20 protein-coding genes are annotated in these 18,074 nt (G+C 68.4%); 16 read left to right on the top strand and 4 right to left on the bottom strand.

Going from position 1 to position 18,074, the window contains the following annotated elements:
• Nucleotides 1–68: 68 nt before the first annotated feature.
• The 8 genes from DC434_RS01330 to DC434_RS01295 all read left to right on the top strand — a co-directional run bounded on the left by DC434_RS01330 (nucleotide 69) and on the right by DC434_RS01295 (nucleotide 7,962).
• Nucleotides 69–998: a DnaJ domain-containing protein gene (locus tag DC434_RS01330; protein WP_116633470.1), complete on the top strand. Its 930-nt coding sequence runs from the start codon at nucleotides 69–71 to the stop codon at nucleotides 996–998.
• Nucleotides 999–1,041: 43 nt separating this feature from the next.
• Nucleotides 1,042–2,010 (top strand): squalene cyclase, encoded by a 969-nt coding sequence (locus DC434_RS01325; RefSeq protein WP_116633469.1) that lies wholly within the window; start codon nucleotides 1,042–1,044, stop codon nucleotides 2,008–2,010.
• 114 nt (nucleotides 2,011–2,124) lie between these two features.
• Nucleotides 2,125–3,114 carry a LacI family DNA-binding transcriptional regulator gene (locus tag DC434_RS01320; RefSeq protein ID WP_116633468.1) on the top strand — a complete coding sequence of 330 codons (990 nt, stop codon included), beginning with the start codon at nucleotides 2,125–2,127 and terminating at the stop codon, nucleotides 3,112–3,114.
• Between the two features lie 53 nt (nucleotides 3,115–3,167).
• Nucleotides 3,168–4,436 (top strand): extracellular solute-binding protein, encoded by a 1,269-nt coding sequence (locus tag DC434_RS01315; RefSeq protein ID WP_116633467.1) that lies wholly within the window; start codon nucleotides 3,168–3,170, stop codon nucleotides 4,434–4,436.
• A gap of 4 nt (nucleotides 4,437–4,440) precedes the next feature.
• Entirely contained in the window at nucleotides 4,441–5,337 is an 897-nt protein-coding gene (locus DC434_RS01310) for a sugar ABC transporter permease (protein ID WP_116633466.1), read from the top strand.
• On the top strand, nucleotides 5,334–6,176 hold the full coding sequence (locus DC434_RS01305) for a carbohydrate ABC transporter permease (protein WP_116633465.1): 843 nt from the start codon (nucleotides 5,334–5,336) through the stop codon (nucleotides 6,174–6,176). Before DC434_RS01310 ends, DC434_RS01305 begins: the two co-directional genes overlap by 4 nt.
• A 47-nt stretch (nucleotides 6,177–6,223) precedes the next feature.
• Nucleotides 6,224–7,204: a glycoside hydrolase family 130 protein gene (locus DC434_RS01300; protein WP_116633464.1), complete on the top strand. Its 981-nt coding sequence runs from the start codon at nucleotides 6,224–6,226 to the stop codon at nucleotides 7,202–7,204.
• Nucleotides 7,205–7,305: 101 nt separating this feature from the next.
• A complete protein-coding gene (locus tag DC434_RS01295) occupies nucleotides 7,306–7,962 on the top strand; it encodes a histidine phosphatase family protein (protein ID WP_243408747.1) in 657 nt (218 codons plus the stop codon).
• A gap of 60 nt (nucleotides 7,963–8,022) precedes the next feature.
• Here the strand turns inward: DC434_RS01295 and DC434_RS01290 are convergent, their stop codons facing one another.
• On the bottom strand, nucleotides 8,023–8,403 hold the full coding sequence (locus DC434_RS01290) for a DUF5684 domain-containing protein (RefSeq protein ID WP_116633463.1): 381 nt from the start codon (nucleotides 8,401–8,403) through the stop codon (nucleotides 8,023–8,025).
• Nucleotides 8,404–8,499: 96 nt separating this feature from the next.
• On the opposite strand from DC434_RS01290, the gene DC434_RS01285 reads away from it, so the two are divergent.
• The 3 genes from DC434_RS01285 (at nucleotide 8,500) to DC434_RS01275 (ending at nucleotide 11,256) form a co-directional block, all read left to right on the top strand.
• The gene (locus DC434_RS01285) at nucleotides 8,500–8,922 is read left to right on the top strand and encodes a Fur family transcriptional regulator (protein ID WP_116633462.1); all 423 of its coding nucleotides are present in this window, start codon (nucleotides 8,500–8,502) and stop codon (nucleotides 8,920–8,922) included.
• A 66-nt stretch (nucleotides 8,923–8,988) separates the two neighbouring features.
• The gene (locus DC434_RS01280; protein ID WP_116633461.1) at nucleotides 8,989–10,458 is read left to right on the top strand and encodes a catalase; all 1,470 of its coding nucleotides are present in this window, start codon (nucleotides 8,989–8,991) and stop codon (nucleotides 10,456–10,458) included.
• Between the two features lie 201 nt (nucleotides 10,459–10,659).
• Nucleotides 10,660–11,256: a hypothetical protein gene (locus tag DC434_RS01275; RefSeq protein WP_116633460.1), complete on the top strand. Its 597-nt coding sequence runs from the start codon at nucleotides 10,660–10,662 to the stop codon at nucleotides 11,254–11,256.
• Between the two features lie 43 nt (nucleotides 11,257–11,299).
• Here the strand turns inward: DC434_RS01275 and DC434_RS01270 are convergent, their stop codons facing one another.
• Nucleotides 11,300–12,007: a YoaK family protein gene (locus DC434_RS01270; protein WP_165807962.1), complete on the bottom strand. Its 708-nt coding sequence runs from the start codon at nucleotides 12,005–12,007 to the stop codon at nucleotides 11,300–11,302.
• A gap of 191 nt (nucleotides 12,008–12,198) precedes the next feature.
• Between DC434_RS01270 and DC434_RS01265 the strand changes: the two genes are divergently transcribed.
• Entirely contained in the window at nucleotides 12,199–12,999 is an 801-nt protein-coding gene (locus DC434_RS01265; RefSeq protein WP_207769867.1) for an alpha/beta fold hydrolase, read from the top strand.
• 234 nt (nucleotides 13,000–13,233) lie between these two features.
• Here DC434_RS01265 and msrA read toward each other — a convergent pair whose 3' ends face one another.
• Both msrA and msrB read right to left on the bottom strand, forming a co-directional pair.
• The gene (gene msrA, locus DC434_RS01260) at nucleotides 13,234–13,776 is read right to left on the bottom strand and encodes a peptide-methionine (S)-S-oxide reductase MsrA (protein WP_116633458.1); all 543 of its coding nucleotides are present in this window, start codon (nucleotides 13,774–13,776) and stop codon (nucleotides 13,234–13,236) included.
• Complete coding sequence (gene msrB, locus DC434_RS01255; protein ID WP_116633457.1) at nucleotides 13,773–14,246, bottom strand: peptide-methionine (R)-S-oxide reductase MsrB; 474 nt, start codon at nucleotides 14,244–14,246, stop codon at nucleotides 13,773–13,775. Before msrB ends, msrA begins: the two co-directional genes overlap by 4 nt.
• Before the next feature lie 152 nt (nucleotides 14,247–14,398).
• On the opposite strand from msrB, the gene DC434_RS01250 reads away from it, so the two are divergent.
• The 4 genes from DC434_RS01250 to pnuC all read left to right on the top strand — a co-directional run bounded on the left by DC434_RS01250 (nucleotide 14,399) and on the right by pnuC (nucleotide 17,850).
• Nucleotides 14,399–15,316 (top strand): DUF808 domain-containing protein, encoded by a 918-nt coding sequence (locus DC434_RS01250; RefSeq protein ID WP_116633456.1) that lies wholly within the window; start codon nucleotides 14,399–14,401, stop codon nucleotides 15,314–15,316.
• A 20-nt stretch (nucleotides 15,317–15,336) separates the two neighbouring features.
• Nucleotides 15,337–16,542, top strand: a complete 1,206-nt coding sequence (locus DC434_RS01245) for a hypothetical protein (protein ID WP_116633455.1) — start codon at nucleotides 15,337–15,339, stop codon at nucleotides 16,540–16,542.
• Between the two features lie 61 nt (nucleotides 16,543–16,603).
• Nucleotides 16,604–17,131 carry a GNAT family N-acetyltransferase gene (locus DC434_RS01240; protein ID WP_207769866.1) on the top strand — a complete coding sequence of 176 codons (528 nt, stop codon included), beginning with the start codon at nucleotides 16,604–16,606 and terminating at the stop codon, nucleotides 17,129–17,131.
• A gap of 5 nt (nucleotides 17,132–17,136) precedes the next feature.
• A complete protein-coding gene (gene pnuC, locus DC434_RS01235) occupies nucleotides 17,137–17,850 on the top strand; it encodes a nicotinamide riboside transporter PnuC (protein WP_116633454.1) in 714 nt (237 codons plus the stop codon).
• The last annotated feature ends 224 nt before the right edge of the window (nucleotides 17,851–18,074 follow it).

Below are 18,074 nucleotides of genomic sequence, written 5' to 3'. Positions count from 1 at the left end.
GCCGGACCTGCGTCGGAACCCCGTCACCGACGCAATAGCCTGGATGCTGCGGCGGCGGAAGGAGCGCGATGTTCGACAGCCCGCTCTCGGCGTCGGCCTACGAGGTGCTCGGCGTCCCGTCGACCACCGGCGACGACGACCTGCGGCGCGCGTACCGACTGCGGCTGCGGCAGACCCACCCCGACACCGGCGGCGATGCGGCCGTGTTCATCCGGGTGCAGCGCGCGTGGGAGCTGGTCGGCACCCCCGAGGGCCGGGCGGCGTACGACCGCAGCCACGGCATCGGCGTCGAGACGGAGTGGGGCGGATGGCGGGCCCCCACCGCTCGCACCGACACGCGCCCGCGCCCGAAGTCGTATGGCGAGCCCGGTGCGTGGCGGCGCGCCAGGTACGTGGCCCTGCTGCAGGACTGGGCTGGAGAAGAGGTCGCCGACCCGTATGCGCCCACCCTGGTGCGGGCGGCTCCGCGGGAGCTCAAGCGCCTGCTCGCCGACGCCCTCGCCGAGGAGGGGACGGCACAGGCGGTCGCAGGCCTCGGCATGGGCTTCACGCTCTGGCACGGCGTGGCCGTCTCGGCATCCGCCGATGCGGAGACGACGGATGCCGCGGACCGGCTCGATCACATCGTGCTCGGCCCCTCCGGCCTCTACGGGGTGATGTCGGCCGACTTCGGCGGCGTCGTCGGCTTCCGACGAGGAGAGATCACCGGCCCGAGCCTGGGCCACCGGGCGCCGGTCACGACGCTCCTCGCCCAGATCAACGTGGTCGCCCGCACCGCGCGGGTGCGGTTCAGCGGGGCCGTCGTCGCCCTGCCCGATGACGACCTGTCGCAGGCGGTCACCCCGCTCGGCAGCATCCGCGGCCTGCCGGTGGTCGTGGTGCGGCGCAGCGCGCTCCCCCTGCTGCTGCGAAAGGGCCTGCCGGGGTCCCGCGTGATCGGCGGCAACGAGCTGTTCGACATCCGCACGCGGCTCACCCAGCTGACCCGCTTCGCCTGAGCCGAGGGTTCTGCCCGTCTCCGATCAGGAGTAGCGTGCGCGAATGGCGATCTCGACCGCACTGCGCGACTGGCTGCTCGACTCCGATCCCGTGCTGCGCTGGCAGGTCGAGCGCGACCTCCTCGATGCACCACCCGAGGTCTGGCAGGCGACCAGGGCGCGGGTGGCGACCGAAGGCTTCGGTGCCGCACTGCTGGCTCGACAGGATGCCGATGGGCAGTGGGCCGGCGGCGCGCACTTCCCCGCGGGCTTCTTCGACAGCCCCGAGGCTGAGACGGAGGGTCAGCCCTGGGTGGCGACGAGCTGGTCGCTCAAGGATCTCCGGGAGTGGGGCGCGGATGCCGCTGCTCTCGACGGGACGGTCGAGAAGCTCGCCGCGAACTGCCGCTGGGAATACGAGGACCGCCCGTTCTGGGACGGCGAGGTCGACGTGTGCATCAATGCCTACACGCTGGCGAGCGGTGCCTGGCTCGGTGTCGACATGAGCGAGCTGGCACGGTGGTTCGTGGAGCATCGTCTGGCCGACGGCGGCTGGAACTGCGAGGCCGAGGAGGGGCGGTCGACACGGTCGTCGTTCCACTCGACGCTGAACGCCGCGGTCGGGCTGCTGGCCTACGAGCGCCTCACCGGCGACACGACCGTGCGCGACGCCCGTCACGGCGGCGAGGAGTATCTGCTCCGCCGCCGTCTCCTGTACCGGGAGTCCACCGGAGAGGTCGTCGACGGCTTCGTGTCGCGCTTCACGTACCCGCACCGCCATCAGTACAGCGCCCTGACCGCGCTCGACCACTTCCGCGACGCCGCGCTTCTCGAGGGCGCGCGCCCCGATCCCCGGCTGGCGGAGGCCGTCGAACTGGTCCGCGCTGCCCGCCGGCCCGATGGCACCTGGCTGCAGGGCTCGCCGCTCGCGGGCCGCACCTGGTTCGCGGTCGACGCTCCGGAGGGCGAGCCGTCGCGCTGGCTCACCCTGTTCGGAACCCGTGTGCTCGATTGGTGGGATGCCGCCGTCTGACGCGATGTTCCGCCACGGACACCGTTGACAAGGCAACGCAAACCGGTTTACTCTCAATCAAACCGGTTCAACGCTGATGCAGCATGCTCCGGTGCGATTCCACGAGGAGGTGTCATGAGCCGCACGACTATCGCCGATGTCGCCCGCGAGGCCGGCGTGACCAAAGCGACGGTCTCCCACGCGCTCAGCGGCAACCGCCCGATCTCGGAGGAGACCAGGGCGAAGGTCCTCGCCGCAGCCGCGAAGCTCGACTGGGTGCCGAGCCAGAGCGCCAGGGCACTCGCCACCCGCCGCGCCAATGCGGTCGCCGTCGTGCTGGCCCGCGACCCCGAGGTCATCGCGAACGACTCCTTCTTCCCCGCCTTCATCGCCGGCGTCGAATCCGTGCTGGCCGAGACCGAGACCGCGCTCCTGCTCCAGGTCGTGCCGGGGCGTGACGCCGAGGAGCGTGCCTACCGCGCCCTCAGCCATGGCCGCGCAGACGGCGCGCTCCTGCTCGACCTCCGCACCGACGACTGGCGCGTCCCTCTGCTCGACGAGCTCGGGCTTCCCACGGTCCTCGTCGGCGCCTACGACCAGCCGACCACCTTCTCGTGCGTCCGCACCGACGACGCCGCCCCCGTGCACGAGATCATCGCCCACCTCCGCGCCGCCGGGCACGAGCGCATCGCCCACGTCGCAGGGCCCCTCGACTACGTGCACTCGCGCGCACGCGCCGACGCCTACCTCGCCGAGATCGGCGACGACGAGCTGCTCCGCGAGGGCGACTTCACCGCCGCCAGCGGACGCGACCTCACCGAAGAGCTGCTCGCCCTGCCCGAGCGCCCCACCGCCATCCTGTACTCGAACGACACGATGGCGATCGCCGGCCTCTCATACGCCCGCTCGCAGGGACTCTCGATCCCACAGGATCTCGCGATCTCCGGATTCGACGACGACCACCTGTCGGCCCATCTCTCTCCGGCGCTGACCAGCGTCTCGTCGGACCCGGCGGCGCGCGGTCGCGCCGCCGCCCGCATCCTGCGGGAAGTCATCCTCGGAGCGCACCCGCGCACCGAGATCGTCGACTGCAACGTCGTGCACTTCCGCGAGAGCACCGCATAGTCGGCATCCGCATCACCCGCATCAGATCCACCACCTGTGTCGAGGAGGACACCATGAAGAAGATCCGTGCAGTCGCGCTCATCGGCGCTGTCGCGCTCATCGCCACCGGATGCTCCGCCGGCGGAGGCGGTGGCGGAGAAGGCGATGCCTCGGGCACCGGCCCCATCGACGTCTGGCTCTCGAACAACGAGCAGGAGGTCGAGTGGGGACAGGCCGTGGTGAAGGCCTGGAACGACGAGCACCCCGACGAGAAGGTCACCGCGCAGGAGATCCCCGCCGGGTCGTCGTCGGAAGAGGCCATCACCGCCGCGATCACCGCAGGCACCGCGCCCTGCCTCGTCTACAACGTGGCACCCGCAGCCGTCTCGGGATGGGTCAAGCAGGGCGGCCTCGTCGACCTCAGCACGATCGAGGGCGGCAGCGACTACATCACCGAGCGCGGCGGAGACGTCGAGTCGTACTCCAGCGACGGCAGCTACTACCAGCTGCCGTGGAAGTCGAACCCCGTCATGGTCATGTACAACAAGGCGCTGTTCACGGCCGCGGGCATCGATCCCGAGGACCCGCAGATGAACACGTACGACGCGTTCCTCGGCGGCGCGCAGAAGATCGTCGACTCGGGCGTGCAGAGCGCGATCTGGCCGGCGCCGACCAGCGAGTTCTACCAGCCGTGGTTCGACTTCTACCCGCTGTACCTCGCCGAGACCGACGGCACGATGCTCGTCGAAGACGGCAAGGCCACGATCGATTCGGATGCCGGCCGCACCGTCGCCGAGTTCTGGGCGAGCATCTACAAGGACAAGCTGGCGCCGAACGAGGCCGCAACCGATGACGCGATGTCGTCCGGCACGACCGCGATGCAGCTCGCCGGCCCCTGGGCGATCCCCTCGTACGCCGAGACCGTCGACGTCGGCTTCATGCCCGTGCCGACGAGCGATGGCCGCGAGAACCCGGTCACCTTCGCCGACTCGAAGAGCGTCTCGATGTTCACGGCCTGCGAGAACCAGGCCACGGCATGGGAGTTCCTGAAGTTCTCCACCAGCGTCGAGAGCGACGGCCAGTTCCTCGAGGCCACGGGCCAGATGCCGATGCGCACCGACCTGACCGGGACCTTCGCGGACTACTTCGAGGCCAACCCGAACTACGTCGCGTTCGCCGAGCAGGCCGAGGCCACGGCCGACGTGCCCAGCATCCCGAACTCGGTCGAGGCCTGGCAGGCCTTCCGCGACGCATACTCCCCCGCGGTGATCTTCGGCAAGGACTCGATCGACGACTTCCTGAAGAACGCCTCGTCCAAGATCGACGAGCTCGTCGCCGAGTGATCTGATGACCGACAACCGGCGGTTGCGCACCCGATGGCTGGGTGCGCAACCGATCGGCGGCCTGTTCGCGCTGCCGTACTTCGTGTTCGTGATCGCGATCTTCGCGTATCCGCTCGCGTTCGCTGTCTACATCGCCTTCCACGACTACTTCTTCACCGCCCCCGGCACCGAGGTCGAGCGGCCCTTCGTGGGCTTCGAGAACTTCGTCACCGTGCTCACCGATCCGCGCGTGCTCGGCTCGTTCCGCAACACGCTGGTGTTCCTGGTGATCAACGTGCCGCTGACCGCGGTGCTGTCGCTCGTCCTGGCGGCCGCCCTGAACTCCGGCATCCGCTGGGTCGCCGCCTACCGGGTCGCGTTCTACGTGCCGTACCTCACGGCGAGCGTCTCGCTGGTCGGCGTCTGGATGCTGCTGTTCTCGGGCAACGGGCTGATCAACTCGATCCTCGGCCCGCTCGCCCCCGATCCGTCCTGGCTCGTGAACAGCGGTCTCGCGATGCCGATGATCGCACTGTACGTGACGTGGAAGCAGTTGGGCTTCTACATCCTGCTCTATCTCGCGGCACTGCAGAACGTGCCGAAGGAGCTCTACGAATCGGCGGAGACCGACGGCGCCGGCGCGTTCAAGCGCTTCCTGCACGTCACCGTCCCCGGGGTGCGCAGCGCCACCACACTCGTGCTGATCCTGTCGATCATCACCGGCGCCAACCTCTTCACCGAGCCGTACCTGCTCACCAACGGCGGCGGCCCCGACGGCGCCTCGTCGACCCCGGTGCTGCTCATCTACCAGCTGGGCATCCAGCAGCAGAACCCCGACACGGCCGCAGCGATCGGCATGATCCTCGTGATCCTCGTCGGGATGCTGTCGCTGATGGCCAACCGCGCGACCAGGGAGCGATGATGAGACGCAGAAGCAAGGCCCCACGCATCCTGAGCATCGTCCTGCTCACGGTCGCCGCCATCGGGTTCGCCTTCCCGTTCTACTTCATGCTGGTCGGCGCCTTCCAGGAGAGTCCGACGAACGCGCCGAACGAGCTCTTCCCGACCAGCGGATGGACCGTCGACAACTTCGTCGCGATCGACTCGCGGATCGACCTGGTCGGCTCCCTGCTGAACTCGCTCATCTTCACGGCGGGCGTGCTGCTGGGCACCGTCGTCTTCGGACTCCTGGCGGGCTACGCCATCGCTCGACTCGACTTCCGCGGACGCGGCGTCGTCTGGGTGCTCATGCTGCTCGTGCAGATGGTGCCGTTCCAGCTGCTGATGATCCCGCTCTACGTGCAGATCACCCGCAGCTACGGCCTCGGCGACTCGTATCTGGGCATGATCCTGCCCTTCCTCATCAACACGACCGCGGTGTTCATCTTCGTGCAGTTCTTCAAGGCGCTGCCCGTGGAGATCTTCGAGGCGGCGCGCATCGACGGCGCAGGCGAGATCCGCCTGCTGACATCGGTCGCGATCCCGCTCATCAAGCCCGTGCTGGTGACCGTCGTGCTCGTCACGTTCATCGGTCCGTGGAACGAGTTCCTCTGGCCGTTCCTCATCACGAAGGACGCGACGCTGCAGCCGCTCGCCGTGTCCCTCGCGAACTACATCTCGAACGTGGCGCAGTCCACCGCCAACCCGAACGGGGCGATCCTCGCCGGTGCCACGGCGCTCGCGTTCCCCGTCGTCATCCTGTTCATCGTCTTCCAGCGGTTCTTCCGCGCCACCGACCTCGGCGCAGCCGTCAAGGGCTGACTCCACGCCGTCCAGCAGCCGCCGTCCAGCCAGAAAGGGCATCCACCATGTTCTCCGGAGCCTCCTTCCCCCTCGGTCCGTTCACCCCCTACGAGGGCAACCCGATCCTGCGGCCCCGCGGCGACAGCTGGGAGTCGGCGAACCTCTACAACCCGGCGGCGATCGTCGACGGCGACGAGGTCGTGCTGCTGTATCGGGCACACGCCGACGACATCGTCTCCCACATCGGCCTCGCCCGGTCGAGCGACGGCGTGAACTTCACGCGCGAGGACGCGCCGATCCTGTCCCCATCCGAGGATTACGAGACGTACGGCTGCGAGGATCCGCGCATCGCGCTGATCGACGGCACGTACTACCTCACGTACACGGGCTGGGATCGCCGGAGCGCCCAGCTGTGCCTCGCGACCTCGACGGATCTCCGCACCTGGACCAAGCACGGCCCGCTGTTCGACGACTTCGACACCTTCAAGACCATGGACCCTCGCGGGTTCAACTGGTCGAAGGCCGGGGTCATCGTGCCGCAGCGGATGCACGGCAAGTGGTGGATGTACTTCGGCGAAGGTGCGATCTACTGGGCGACCAGCGACGACCTCATCCACTGGACCCCCGGCACGGCCGACACCGAGCCGATGTACTCGCCGACCCCCGGCACCTGGGACGAGGCACTCGTCGAGATCGGCACGTCCCCGGTGGTCACCGACAACGGGCTGCTGCTGTTCCTGACGAACGGCGCCACCCGCGTCGTCAACGACGACGGCTCGGTGGACGTCGACTACCGCTGCGGGCAGATCGCGATCGACCCGGACGAGCCGACGAAGGTCATCGCCCGTCTGCAGGAGCCCTGGCTGCGCCCGCAGACCTTCGAGGACATGCACGGGCTCGTCTCGAACGTGACCTTCGTCGAGGGACTCGTGAAGTTCCAGGGCACCTGGTTCGCCTACTACGGGCAGTCCGACACGACGCTGGCGGTCGCGATCCACGACCCGTCTGAGCCGTGGGGCCGCGCACTGCGCGAGACGGAGAGCTGACGCCGGTCACGATCTGCCGACATGTGCCCGATCTGCCGAGGATTCCCGCAGATGTGTCGGCCGATCGTGACGGGCTCCGCTGATCGTGACAGCCTGACAGTGTGCCCACGATCGATCCGCTGCCCGACCGTCCCGCCCCCGACAACCCCACCGGGAAGCTCGTGCTCCTGCGCCACGGCGAGACGGAGTGGTCGAGAGCAGGTCTGCACACCGGATTGACGGATGTCCCGCTGACCCCTCGCGGGGAGGACCTCGCCCGGGGTGCCGGCGAACTGGTCGCCGACTACGACTTCTCGCTCGTGTTGACCTCGCCGCTGCAGCGGGCCCGGCGCACCGCGGAGCTCGCGGGACTCCACGCCGACGTGGATCCGCTTCTCGTCGAGTGGGATTACGGAGGATTTGAAGGCCGCAGCACGAAGGACATCCGCACGGAGCTCGGCTACGACTGGAGCGCCTTCACCCACGGCGTCATCCGGGGCAAGACCCCGGGAGAGACGGTGGAGGAAGTGGCCGCGCGGGCCTCACGAGTGCTGACGCGCGTGCTCCCCGCCCTGGTCGACGGAGATGTGGCGCTGGTCGCGCACGGCCATCTCCTGCGCATCCTGACCGCCGTGTTCCTGCGGCAGGCCCCGCGATTCGGCGCGCAGATCAGCCTGGACGCGGGATCCGTATCGGTCCTCAGCTACTACCGCGAGCAGCCCGCCATCCTCTCGTGGAACTACGGCCGCGAGCTGCCTCTGGCCCCGTCGGAGTCCTGACCCCGGCACGCAGAAGACCCCCGCAGCCGGCGGCTGCGAGGGTCTCGTCGTCGGATGGACTCAGGAGATGCGCGAGCGGTCGTAGGTCGCGGAGCCGAACCCGAGGATCAGGTATCCGATGACCGAGAGCAGCCAGAGCAGGAAGACGGAGAACACCGTGTCCTTGCCGAAGCCCTTGCCCACGCGGAGGGCGACGATGATGTGCAGGACGATGTTGACGATGGGGATGAGGTAGAGCAGTCCCAGCCACATCGAGAAGCCCGCGATCTTGACGAGCACGAAGGCGTTCACGATCGGGATGATCGCGAGCCAGCCGGGCTCGCCGGCCTTCGTGAAGACCTTCCACAGCGCGATCGCGATGATGACGTAGAGGACGAGGCTGATGACCCCGTAGACGCCATAGAGCGCCGTGAGGTCGGCTTGCGAGGTGATCGAATCCATAGCTGAAAGATAGCCTGAAAGTTTGCTGGGAAGCCAGCACCGATATGCCAGCATCCTTCTTTTGAATCACTCAAAACACCGTGTAGGGTCGAAGACATGGAGACAGCACTCGAGTCGGCACTGCGCGGTGCCGGACTGCGTGCGACCGCGGGCCGCGTCGCCGTTCTCGAGGCACTGGACTCCATGGCCCACACGGATGCGGAGCGGGTCTACCGCGCCGTGTCCGACGTGCTTCCGACCACGTCGATCCAGTCGGTGCACAACATCCTCGCGGACCTGACGACGGCGGGCCTCATCCGCCGGATCGAACCGGCAGGCTCCGCAGCGCTCTACGAGCGGCGCATCGGCGACAACCACCACCACGTCGTCTGCACCGGGTGCGGTGCGATCGGCGACGTGGACTGCGTGGTCGGCGAAGCGCCGTGTCTCACCCCGTCCTCGGCCGGGGGATTCACCGTCCAGACAGCCGAAGTCACCTTCTGGGGCCTCTGCCCCAGCTGCCAGAACGTCGCGCAGTAGTCCGACGCGCCCGCCTGCCCGCCCGGGCAGGGGTACTCGTCGCGCCTGCGCGCAGAAGGAGAAGAAATGACGAATCCGCACATCCCGGCGAAGCCGGCCACCACGACGCAGACCGGTACCCCGGCACCGAGTGACGCCCACTCGCTGACCGTGGGTGCCGACGGGCCCACCGTCCTGCACGACCGCTACCTCGTCGAGAAGCTCGCCTCCTTCAACCGGGAGCGCGTGCCGGAGCGCAACCCGCACGCCAAGGGCGGCGGCGCGTTCGGCACGTTCGAGGTGACCGAAGACGTCTCGGCCTACACGCGGGCGGCGGCCTTCCAGCCGGGCGCCGTGAGTGAGACGCTCCTCCGCTTCTCCTCGGTCGCCGGCGAGCAGGGCTCCCCCGACACGTGGCGCGACGTGCGCGGCTTCGCGCTGCGCTTCTACACGACCGAGGGCAACCTCGACATCGTCGGCAACAACACTCCGACCTTCTTCCTGCGCGACGCCATGAAGTTCCCCGACTTCATCCACTCGCAGAAGCGCCTGGGCGACTCCGGCCTGCGCGACGCCGACATGCAGTGGGACTTCTGGACCCTCTCCCCCGAGACCGCGCACCAGGTCACCTACCTGATGGGCGACCGCGGACTCCCCCGCAGCTGGCGGCACATGAACGGCTACGGCTCGCACACCTACCAGTGGGTCAACGCCGCGGGCGAGCGCTTCTGGGTGCAGTACCACTTCCTGTCGAAGCAGGGTGTCGAGGCGATGGGCGCCGCCGAGGCGCAGGAGCTCGCAGGATCGGATGCCGACTTCTACCGTCGCGACCTGTTCGACGCGATCAACACCGGCGACTACCCGTCGTGGGATGTCTACGTGCAGGTCATGCCGTACGACGAGGCCAAGGAGTACCGCTTCAACCCGTTCGACCTGACCAAGACGTGGTCGAAGAAGGACTACCCGCGCATCAAGGTCGGCACGTTCACGCTGGACCGCAACCCGCAGAACTTCTTCGCCGAGATCGAGCAGGCCGCCTTCTCGCCGGGCAACCAGGTTCCCGGCACGGGCATCTCGCCCGACAAGATGCTCATGGCCCGCGTCTTCGCCTACTCCGACGCGCAGCGCTACCGCATCGGCGCGAACTACAACCAGCTGCCCGTCAACCAGCCGCACGCGGCCGAGGTGCGCAACTACATGCACGAGGGCCAGATGCAGTACAAGCCGAACCCGGCCGAGCACCGCGTCTACACGCCCAACTCGTTCGGCGCTGCCGGCGGGCCCGAGGCCGACCCGGTGGCCGGCGTCGAGGCGAGCTGGGAGTCCGACGGCGAGCTCATGCGCAGTGCCGCGACGCTGCACCTCGACGATGACGACTTCGGTCAGGCAGGCACCCTGTACCGCACGGTCTTCGACGACGAGCAGCGCGCCCGGTTCCTCGAGACCCTGACCGGTCAGGGCCGCGGCATCACGATCGACGAGATCCGCGAGCGGTTCTTCCAGTACTGGACGAACGTGGATGCCGCGCTCGGCGAGGCCCTGCGCCGCGCAGTCTGAGACGGCGCTGCGCGGCGGGGCACGGCCTCGCCGCGCAGCATCCGCGTCTCCTCGCACGGAATGAAGGAGATCTCACGTTCTGCAGGACCGAATCCCACGGATGCTCCTTCAGAACCTGAGATCTCCTTCATCGTGTGAGGCCGCCCCGCTGGCATACCGGTATGCCAGCTCCGCCGGAACGCCGCGCAGTACCGTATCGGCATGCCCCTGTTCTCACGGAAGCCCCAGAGCTCCACGCACGCCGTGACCATCCATTTCGCACAGCCGATGTCGCCGCACGTGCGGCATGCGCAGGAGGACGGGATCGTCGGGACGCTGCTGCCCCAGCTCGACGCGTCCGCGGTGATCATCGGCGGCGGTACCGCACTGTCGGCCGAGGGCGAGCCCGTGGCGGCCGACATCGAGCTCACTGTGACGGCGGTCGACATCGACCGCGTGACCATCGAACTCCTCGGAGTCCTCGAGAGCAACGGCATCGCCCGCGGCTCATGGGTCGCTGTCGACGGGCGGAAGCATCCGGTCGGCTCCACGGAGTACGTGCTGCTGCGCACGCACCTCCACAGCGCGGCATCCGAGGATCTGACGGGTGTGACCATCGCCCTCCAGGCCGCCCTCGGATCCGGGGCGATCGGCTGGCACGACGAGACCTATGCCGGGGCGACCGGTCCGGTCTTCGTGTTCAGCGGGTCGTCGGCCGAGAGCATCCTCGCGGCACTCCGCCCGACGCTTCCGCTGCACTCGTCGCTCGGCGCGGCCGAACTCGCCTCCGTCACCGCGGGGGCCGCCGAATCCAAGTGAAGGCGGTTCGGGTCAGCCCGCCTCGGTCGCGAACATCGACCGATCAGACGGCGACCGCACGCGTGTGGAGCGAGCGATGACCGAACGCGACCACCGCGACGGTGAGCGCGCCCGCGAGCAGCAGCGGCACGGCCACACCGAAGCGCAGGAGCAGCGCGCCGACGAGCGCCCCGACGAAGATGATCGCGATCGCGGCGAAACGCCGGTTCCACACACCCTTCACCCCGCCGTCGACCAGAGACTCGCTCGCGAGAGAGGTGAGGGTGGAGGTCACGACGACAGTCGTCACGTCGGCGACGGCGAGACTGCGTGCGACCGCCGCCTGCATGCCCATCGCCGCGGCCGTGGTCGAGGAGGCGATGAGCTCGAGCACGTCGGACGCCGCCCAATCGGGGATGAGATACGCCACCCCGAGCAGGGCGAGGACGAAGGCCCCCGTGAGGAGCAGGAGAGACACCCCGCCGCTCCATTCCCTCCGACGGCGACGAAGGACCATCCCGCCGATGTACGCCCCGACGGTGAAGGTCCCCAGCGCGATCGCGGGCCCGAGCACCGGCAGATCGTCCGCCCCCGCGACAGCCATGCCGAGGATCACGATGTTCCCGGTCATGTTGCCTACGAACACTCGATCGAGCCCGAGGAATCCGACCGCGTCGACCAGCCCGGTGACGAACGTCAGCACCATCATCATCCAGAGCGTGACGGTGGGCGCACGCTCCCCCGACCGCGGGGCGATCACCGGTGTCGCCATCAGCGGATCCTCTCCAGACTCGTCCGGGACTCAGCGCCGAACCGCAGCACAGCGTCGGCGAGAGCACGGATGCCGTGGGCGGCATCTCCGCACTCACGCTCTCATGCGGTGATGGCTGACGCCATCAGGGTTACGGAGAAAGACCGCCCCGACCGCCCTGATCGACACCGGGTGGGGCCAGAATGGATGCCGTGGCTGTCCCTCTCTCCGACCTGACGAGCATGCCCGACCCGCAGCAGGTGTACGCGGCAGACGGCACGCGGCTCGCGACCTACACCTGGGGCGACCTCGATGCGCCGGTCGTCGTGGCCGTGCACGGCTTCGCGTCGAACGCGCGCGACAACTGGGTGCTCACCGGCTGGGTGCGCGAGCTGACGCGTGCCGGCTACCGGGTGCTCGCCCTCGATCAGCGGGGGCACGGGCGCAGCGCGAAGCCGCATCAGCCGGAGGACTACGGCATCCGCACCCTCGCGACCGACGTCGAGTCCGTGATGGACGCGTATCTCGTCGACGACGCGTTCTACGTGGGGTACTCGCTCGGCGCCCGCGTCGGCTGGGAGGTCGTGCGCGACCTGCCGCAGCGGATCGGCCGCGCGGTGCTCGGTGGCGTGCCCGACGGCATCCCCCTCGCACGGCTGGATCTCGACCAAGTGCGGGCGTACATCGCCGACGGCACCCCCGTGGCGGATCAGACGACGCAGAACTACATCGCCCTCACCGAGCGGGTGCCGGGCAACGACCTGCAGGCGCTCGTCGCGCTGGCCGAGGGGATGCGGGCATCCGGCACGATCGACCCGGATCCGGCGGATGCGCCCACCCGCCCGATCCTGTTCGCCACCGGATCGAAGGACGCGATCATCGAAGGTTCGCGCGCCCTGGCATCCGCCGCCCACGACGGGCGGTTCTTCGAGATCCCGAACCGCAACCACTTCAACGCGCCGGGCTCGCGGGACTTCAAGAAAGCCGCGCTGGCTTTCCTCGCGGAGGGCTGACGCCCAAGCCCGGGTCATGCGGCGCATCGTCGGGCTGAGATCACACGCATGGGCTGAGGATGCGAAGCATCCGCTCCTCCCGACGCGGAGATCTCCTCCCACGTCGCGCGCGGCGGTGGCTCCTACGAGGCCCGGGCACGATGAAGGCCCTCCGCCTTGAGAGACGGAGGGCCCTTCGACAGGCTCAGGGACCCAGCGGACGGGGCTGCTGAGCTTGTCGAAGCACCGTGACGGTCAGACGGTCGCGCTCTCACGCTTCGGCAGCACCCATCCCGCACGCGGGAAGTGGCAGGTGTAGCCGTTCGGGTACTTGATCAGGTAGTCCTGGTGCTCCTCCTCGGCCTGCCAGAACGGACCCTCGGGCTCGATCGTGGTCACGGCCTTGCCCGGCCAGAGACCGGAGGCGTCGACGTCGGCGATCGTGTCGCGCGCGACGGTCTCCTGCTCGGGGCTGAGCGGGAAGATCGCCGAGCGGTAGCTCGAGCCGATGTCGTTGCCCTGACGGTCCTTGGTCGACGGGTCGTGGATCTGGAAGAAGAACGCGAGGATGTCGCGGTAGGTCGTCTTCGACGGGTCGAACACGATCTCCACGGCCTCGGCGTGACCGGGGTGGTTGCGGTAGGTCGCGTGGTCGTTCGAGCCTCCGGTGTAGCCGACGCGCGTGTCGAGCACGCCGGGCTGGCGGCGGATCAGGTCCTCCATGCCCCAGAAACAGCCACCGGCCAGGACGGCGGTCTCGGTGCCGGGGGTGCGGGTGATGGTTCCGGTGTCGGTCATGACTGCTCCTCAGAGATATCGGTGGTGGTGTCGAAGAGGCGGCTGTAGCGACCGTACCCCTCTTCCTCGAGCCTGTCAGCGGGGATGAACCGGAGAGCGGCGGAGTTCATGCAGTACCGCAATCCTCCCGCGTCGCGCGGTCCGTCGTCGAAGACGTGGCCCAGGTGGCTGTCGGCGCCGGCCGAGCGCGCTTCGGTGCGCTTCATGAACAGCTTGCGGTCGGTGCGCGTGGTCACGGCATCCGCATCGATGGGCTTGGTGAAGCTCGGCCATCCGGTGCCGCTGTCGAACTTGTCGGTGGACGAGAACAGTGGCTCGCCGGAGACGACGTCGACGTAGATGCCGTCGTCATGGGTGTTCCAATAGGCGTTGCGGAACGGCGGCTCCGTCGCGTCCTGCTGGGTAACCTCGTACTGCAGATGCGTGAGGGCACTGACCGCCTCGGGGGTCCTGCCGTAGTCGTTCGACATGATCTGACTCCTTGTCCGACGTCGCTGGCTGCGCCGTCACTAGAGGAGAACGGATGCCGGTCCCGTTTTGGTCCCGTGGGACTGGGAGCGGGCTGTGAGTTTCACCCGACTCGATAGAGTTGCCCCCTGAACCACAGACCCTGGGGGAACACATGTCCGTTGGACTTCTCGCCGTCGTCGACGACATCCTGAGCGCCGCGATGAAGGCCTCCGCGAAGGCGGCGGGCGTCGTGATCGACGACGCCGCGGTCACGCCGCAGTACGTGCAGGGGATCACGCCCGCCCGCGAGCTGCCCGTCGTCGGCAAGATCGCGCTCGGGTCGCTCGCCAACAAGTTCCTCATCATCATCCCGGCGGCGCTGCTGCTGACGGCCTTCGCACCGTGGGTGCTGCCGTACCTGCTGATCCTCGGCGGTGCGTACCTCTGCTTCGAAGGTGCCGAGAAGGTGCTGGAGTGGTTCGGCGTGCAGCACGGCCACGCCGACGAGGGCGCGCGCGATGAGAAGAAGCTCGTGCTCGGCGCCGTGCGCACCGACCTCATCCTCTCCACCGAGATCATGCTGATCTCGCTCGCGAACCTCGAGGCGGGTCTCGACATCTGGACGACCCTCGCGATCCTCGCCGTGATCGCCCTGCTGATGACCGGCGTCGTCTACGGAGCCGTCGCACTGCTGGTGAAGATCGACGACATCGGCCTGAAGATGGCGAAGAACCCGGTGCAGCGCGTCCGTCACACCGGCACCCGGATCGTGCGATCGATGCCCGCGGTCTTCCGCTTCATCAGCATCCTCGGCACGGTCGCCATGCTCTGGGTCGGCGGCCACCTCGTGCTCGTGAACCTCGGCGAGGTCGGCTGGCACTTCCCGGTCGACGTGCTGCATGCCGTCGAGCACGCGCTCGAGCCGGCCGGCGCGGTCGTCGTCTGGATCGTCGACACCATCATCTCGGCGATCGCCGGCCTCGCTCTCGGCCTGCTGATCGTCGTCATCGTGCTCGGCATCGGACGGATGCTGGGCAAGAAGCCGAGCTTCCACGAGGGCGAGGAATCCCCCGCCGACGTGCACGTCTGACCCGCGAGTAGTCTCATCGCATGTCCGCATCCCCGAGCAACCGGAGCGCGAAGCGCGATGCCGATCGCTGGTTCCGCGAGCAGGGGCTTCCCACCTTCGTCCCGCTGAGGCGCTGGTTCACCGATCTCCCCCGCCGCGTCGCACCGCTGATCGTGGGCGTGGCGATCCTCGTCTACCTGGTCGGCGACGGGATCGAGCTGACCGTCGAGTTCGCCGAGGATTCGACGGCCGGCGAAGCCGCGCTGCTGACCCTCGTTGTCGTCGGCGTCCTCGCTCTCACCGTCGTCGCCACCTGGGGCGGCTACGTCGCGGCCCGCGCCATCCTGCGCCGGCTCTCGGTCGGCATCGGGACGCTCATCGCGCTCGCGCTCATCATCGCGTGTCTCGCCGGGATCATCGTCTTCGGCTACCAGAACAATCCGCGGGCGACCGTCGGCCCGGTCTTCTGGGCTCTGCTCGTTCTCATCCTCTGCGTGCTCGTCACCGGCATGGGCGGCGGCGCCCTGATCTCCTGGGCATCGCGCCTGGCTGTGCACAATGCCTCGGCGATCGGTCACATGGCGTCGATCGCCCTGCCCGTGATCCTGATGCTCGTCGTGTTCGCATTCTTCTCGGCCGAGGTGTGGCAGATGGCGTCGGCGCTGCACTGGGGGTCGATCGCCCTCGTGGGATTGGTCGTCGCGATCCTCGCGGGCATCGTCGTGCTCCGGGTCAGCGCGTCCGAGATCGACGACGACGCCCAGGCGCCCACCGAGGTCCAGCGGAGGGCGATGCTCGCCGACACCCCGGCCGAGCACCTTCCGGCGCCGGCGGAGCACCAGCGTCTCCGTGCACCGCAGCGCTTCAACATCCTGATCGCGATGACCATCGCCCAGCTGCTGCAGGCGCTGTTCTTCGCGCTGCTGCTCGCCGCCCTCCTGATCATCATCGGGAGCATCGCGATCCCGATCGGCGTCGTGGAGATCTGGCTCGGTCCCGGCAGCGAGTCCCAGCCGCTGATCGTCGAGCCGCTCATCGTCGCCGGCGTCGAGCTGCCGCTCACGGTGAACCTGTTGAAGGCCGCCATGCTGCTCTCTCTGATCGCTTCGCTGCCGTTCGTGTTCTCCGCCGTGAGCGAGGCCCGGTACCGCGAGCGGTTCTTCGATCCGATCATGGTCGACATGCGCCGCGCGATCCTCGTGCGGGATGCGCTCCGCACGAAGGCACCGCGCTCGCGCGACGTCTGACCCCCGGCATCCTGCTAGCGTCGGCGATGCGCACCCGAAGCGCAGAAGACGAGAGACCCCGATGACAGCCGTGCAGATCAGGGATGCCGATGAGTCGGACCTCCCCACGATCACCGAGATCCACAACCATGCCGTGGTGCACACCACCTCGATCTGGAACGAGGACGCGGTCGACGTCGCCGACCGCGCCGCCTGGCTCGCCGACCGGACGGCCCGCGGATATCCGGTCATCGTCGCCGTCGACGACAGCGGCCTGGTCGGATACGCGTCCTACGCGCAATGGCGACCGCACAGCGGCTACCGGCACACCGTCGAGCACTCCGTGTACGTGCGCGGCGATCAGCGCGGCCGCGGCATCGGGAAGACCCTGATGGCCGCGCTCATCGAGCGAGCCCGCGCGGCCGGCATCCACGTCATGATCGGCGGGATCGAGAGCGGGAACGTCGCCTCGATCGTGCTCCACGAGCGACTCGGCTTCGCCGAGGTCGGACGGATGCCGCAGGTCGGGGCGAAGTTCGGACGCTGGCTCGACCTGAGCATGCTCCAGCTCACGCTCGACGACCGCCCCGCGCCCGACGCGGCGCCCTGACCCCGATGGATCTGCTGCGCTGGCTCGCCGAGGCCTTCAACTCGCAATGGGTGCTGCCGGGCGGGCAGACGCTGCTCATCCGCGAGGTCGTGGGCAACGCCTTCGGCCTCGCGAGCGCGATCGGCGGCATGCGGCGGAAGATCTGGGCGTGGCCGGTCGGGATCATCGGAAACGTGCTGCTGCTCACCGTGTTCCTCGGTTCGATCCTCAGTCCTGACCACTCGCTGCCGCATCTGCTCGGACAGGCCGGCCGGCAGGTCATGTTCATCGCGGTCGCGATCTACGGATGGGTGCGCTGGCGGAACGCCGAGGGCGGCCGGGTGAGTCCCCGGTGGGCGCCGACGAGTGCGCGCATCGGACTGGTGCTCGGAATGGTCATCGGCACGGTGGCGCTCACTCCGCTGTTCCGCGCCCTCGGGTCGTGGGAGCCGGTCTGGGCCGACGCCTGGACCTTCGTCGGCTCACTGCTGGCGACCTACGGCATGGCCAGGGGCTGGACCGAGTTCTGGCTCATCTGGATCGCGGTCGACGTCGTCGGCGTGCCTCTGCTGTTCGGCTCGGGGTACTACGCCACCGGGCTGATGTACGTGTTCTACGGCGCCTTCACGGCCACCGGATTCGTGGTCTGGTGGCGGGCGCAGACTCGAACGCAACCACCGATGGTGATCCTTCCCCCCGATCCGAGCCCCCATCGCGGCGGCGACCGCACCGCCGAGTGAGCCCCACGCCCGGATCGGGTCGATAAATCCCAGGTCACCACCCACAGGTTAAGTGCAGCGTTATCTCCGACTGAGAACTCGAACTTCCCGCTTATCTCTGCCGTGGACATAATCGATCTGAAGGGTTCAGTTTCACCCCACGCCTTCACAACCCGACGAGCAACGGAGCCGTCGATGGTGACACTCCGTGTTTCGTGACATCTCGATCGATGGTGCCCGCCACC

The organism is Microbacterium sp. TPD7012 (assembly GCF_003075395.1).
Lineage (GTDB): Bacteria > Actinomycetota > Actinomycetes > Actinomycetales > Microbacteriaceae > Microbacterium.
Note: the sequence above shows the minus strand (reverse complement) of the source record. Positions and strands in the feature narration are given on the sequence as shown.

What these genes read in the sequence shown, in the direction of transcription:
- DC434_RS01330 (WP_116633470.1), top strand. Translation starts at nt 69, where the DNA reads ATGTTCGACAGCCCGCTCTCGGCGTCGGCCTACGAGGTGCTCGGCGTC.
- DC434_RS01325 (WP_116633469.1), top strand. Translation starts at nt 1,042, where the DNA reads ATGGCGATCTCGACCGCACTGCGCGACTGGCTGCTCGACTCCGATCCC.
- DC434_RS01320 (WP_116633468.1), top strand. Translation starts at nt 2,125, where the DNA reads ATGAGCCGCACGACTATCGCCGATGTCGCCCGCGAGGCCGGCGTGACC.
- DC434_RS01315 (WP_116633467.1), top strand. Translation starts at nt 3,168, where the DNA reads ATGAAGAAGATCCGTGCAGTCGCGCTCATCGGCGCTGTCGCGCTCATC.
- DC434_RS01310 (WP_116633466.1), top strand. Translation starts at nt 4,441, where the DNA reads ATGACCGACAACCGGCGGTTGCGCACCCGATGGCTGGGTGCGCAACCG.
- DC434_RS01305 (WP_116633465.1), top strand. Translation starts at nt 5,334, where the DNA reads ATGATGAGACGCAGAAGCAAGGCCCCACGCATCCTGAGCATCGTCCTG.
- DC434_RS01300 (WP_116633464.1), top strand. Translation starts at nt 6,224, where the DNA reads ATGTTCTCCGGAGCCTCCTTCCCCCTCGGTCCGTTCACCCCCTACGAG.
- DC434_RS01290 (WP_116633463.1), bottom strand. Translation starts at nt 8,403, where the DNA reads ATGGATTCGATCACCTCGCAAGCCGACCTCACGGCGCTCTATGGCGTC.
- DC434_RS01285 (WP_116633462.1), top strand. Translation starts at nt 8,500, where the DNA reads ATGGAGACAGCACTCGAGTCGGCACTGCGCGGTGCCGGACTGCGTGCG.
- DC434_RS01280 (WP_116633461.1), top strand. Translation starts at nt 8,989, where the DNA reads ATGACGAATCCGCACATCCCGGCGAAGCCGGCCACCACGACGCAGACC.
- DC434_RS01275 (WP_116633460.1), top strand. Translation starts at nt 10,660, where the DNA reads ATGCCCCTGTTCTCACGGAAGCCCCAGAGCTCCACGCACGCCGTGACC.
- DC434_RS01270 (WP_165807962.1), bottom strand. Translation starts at nt 12,007, where the DNA reads ATGGCGACACCGGTGATCGCCCCGCGGTCGGGGGAGCGTGCGCCCACC.
- msrA (WP_116633458.1), bottom strand. Translation starts at nt 13,776, where the DNA reads ATGACCGACACCGGAACCATCACCCGCACCCCCGGCACCGAGACCGCC.
- msrB (WP_116633457.1), bottom strand. Translation starts at nt 14,246, where the DNA reads ATGTCGAACGACTACGGCAGGACCCCCGAGGCGGTCAGTGCCCTCACG.
- DC434_RS01250 (WP_116633456.1), top strand. Translation starts at nt 14,399, where the DNA reads ATGTCCGTTGGACTTCTCGCCGTCGTCGACGACATCCTGAGCGCCGCG.
- DC434_RS01245 (WP_116633455.1), top strand. Translation starts at nt 15,337, where the DNA reads ATGTCCGCATCCCCGAGCAACCGGAGCGCGAAGCGCGATGCCGATCGC.
- DC434_RS01240 (WP_207769866.1), top strand. Translation starts at nt 16,604, where the DNA reads ATGACAGCCGTGCAGATCAGGGATGCCGATGAGTCGGACCTCCCCACG.
- pnuC (WP_116633454.1), top strand. Translation starts at nt 17,137, where the DNA reads ATGGATCTGCTGCGCTGGCTCGCCGAGGCCTTCAACTCGCAATGGGTG.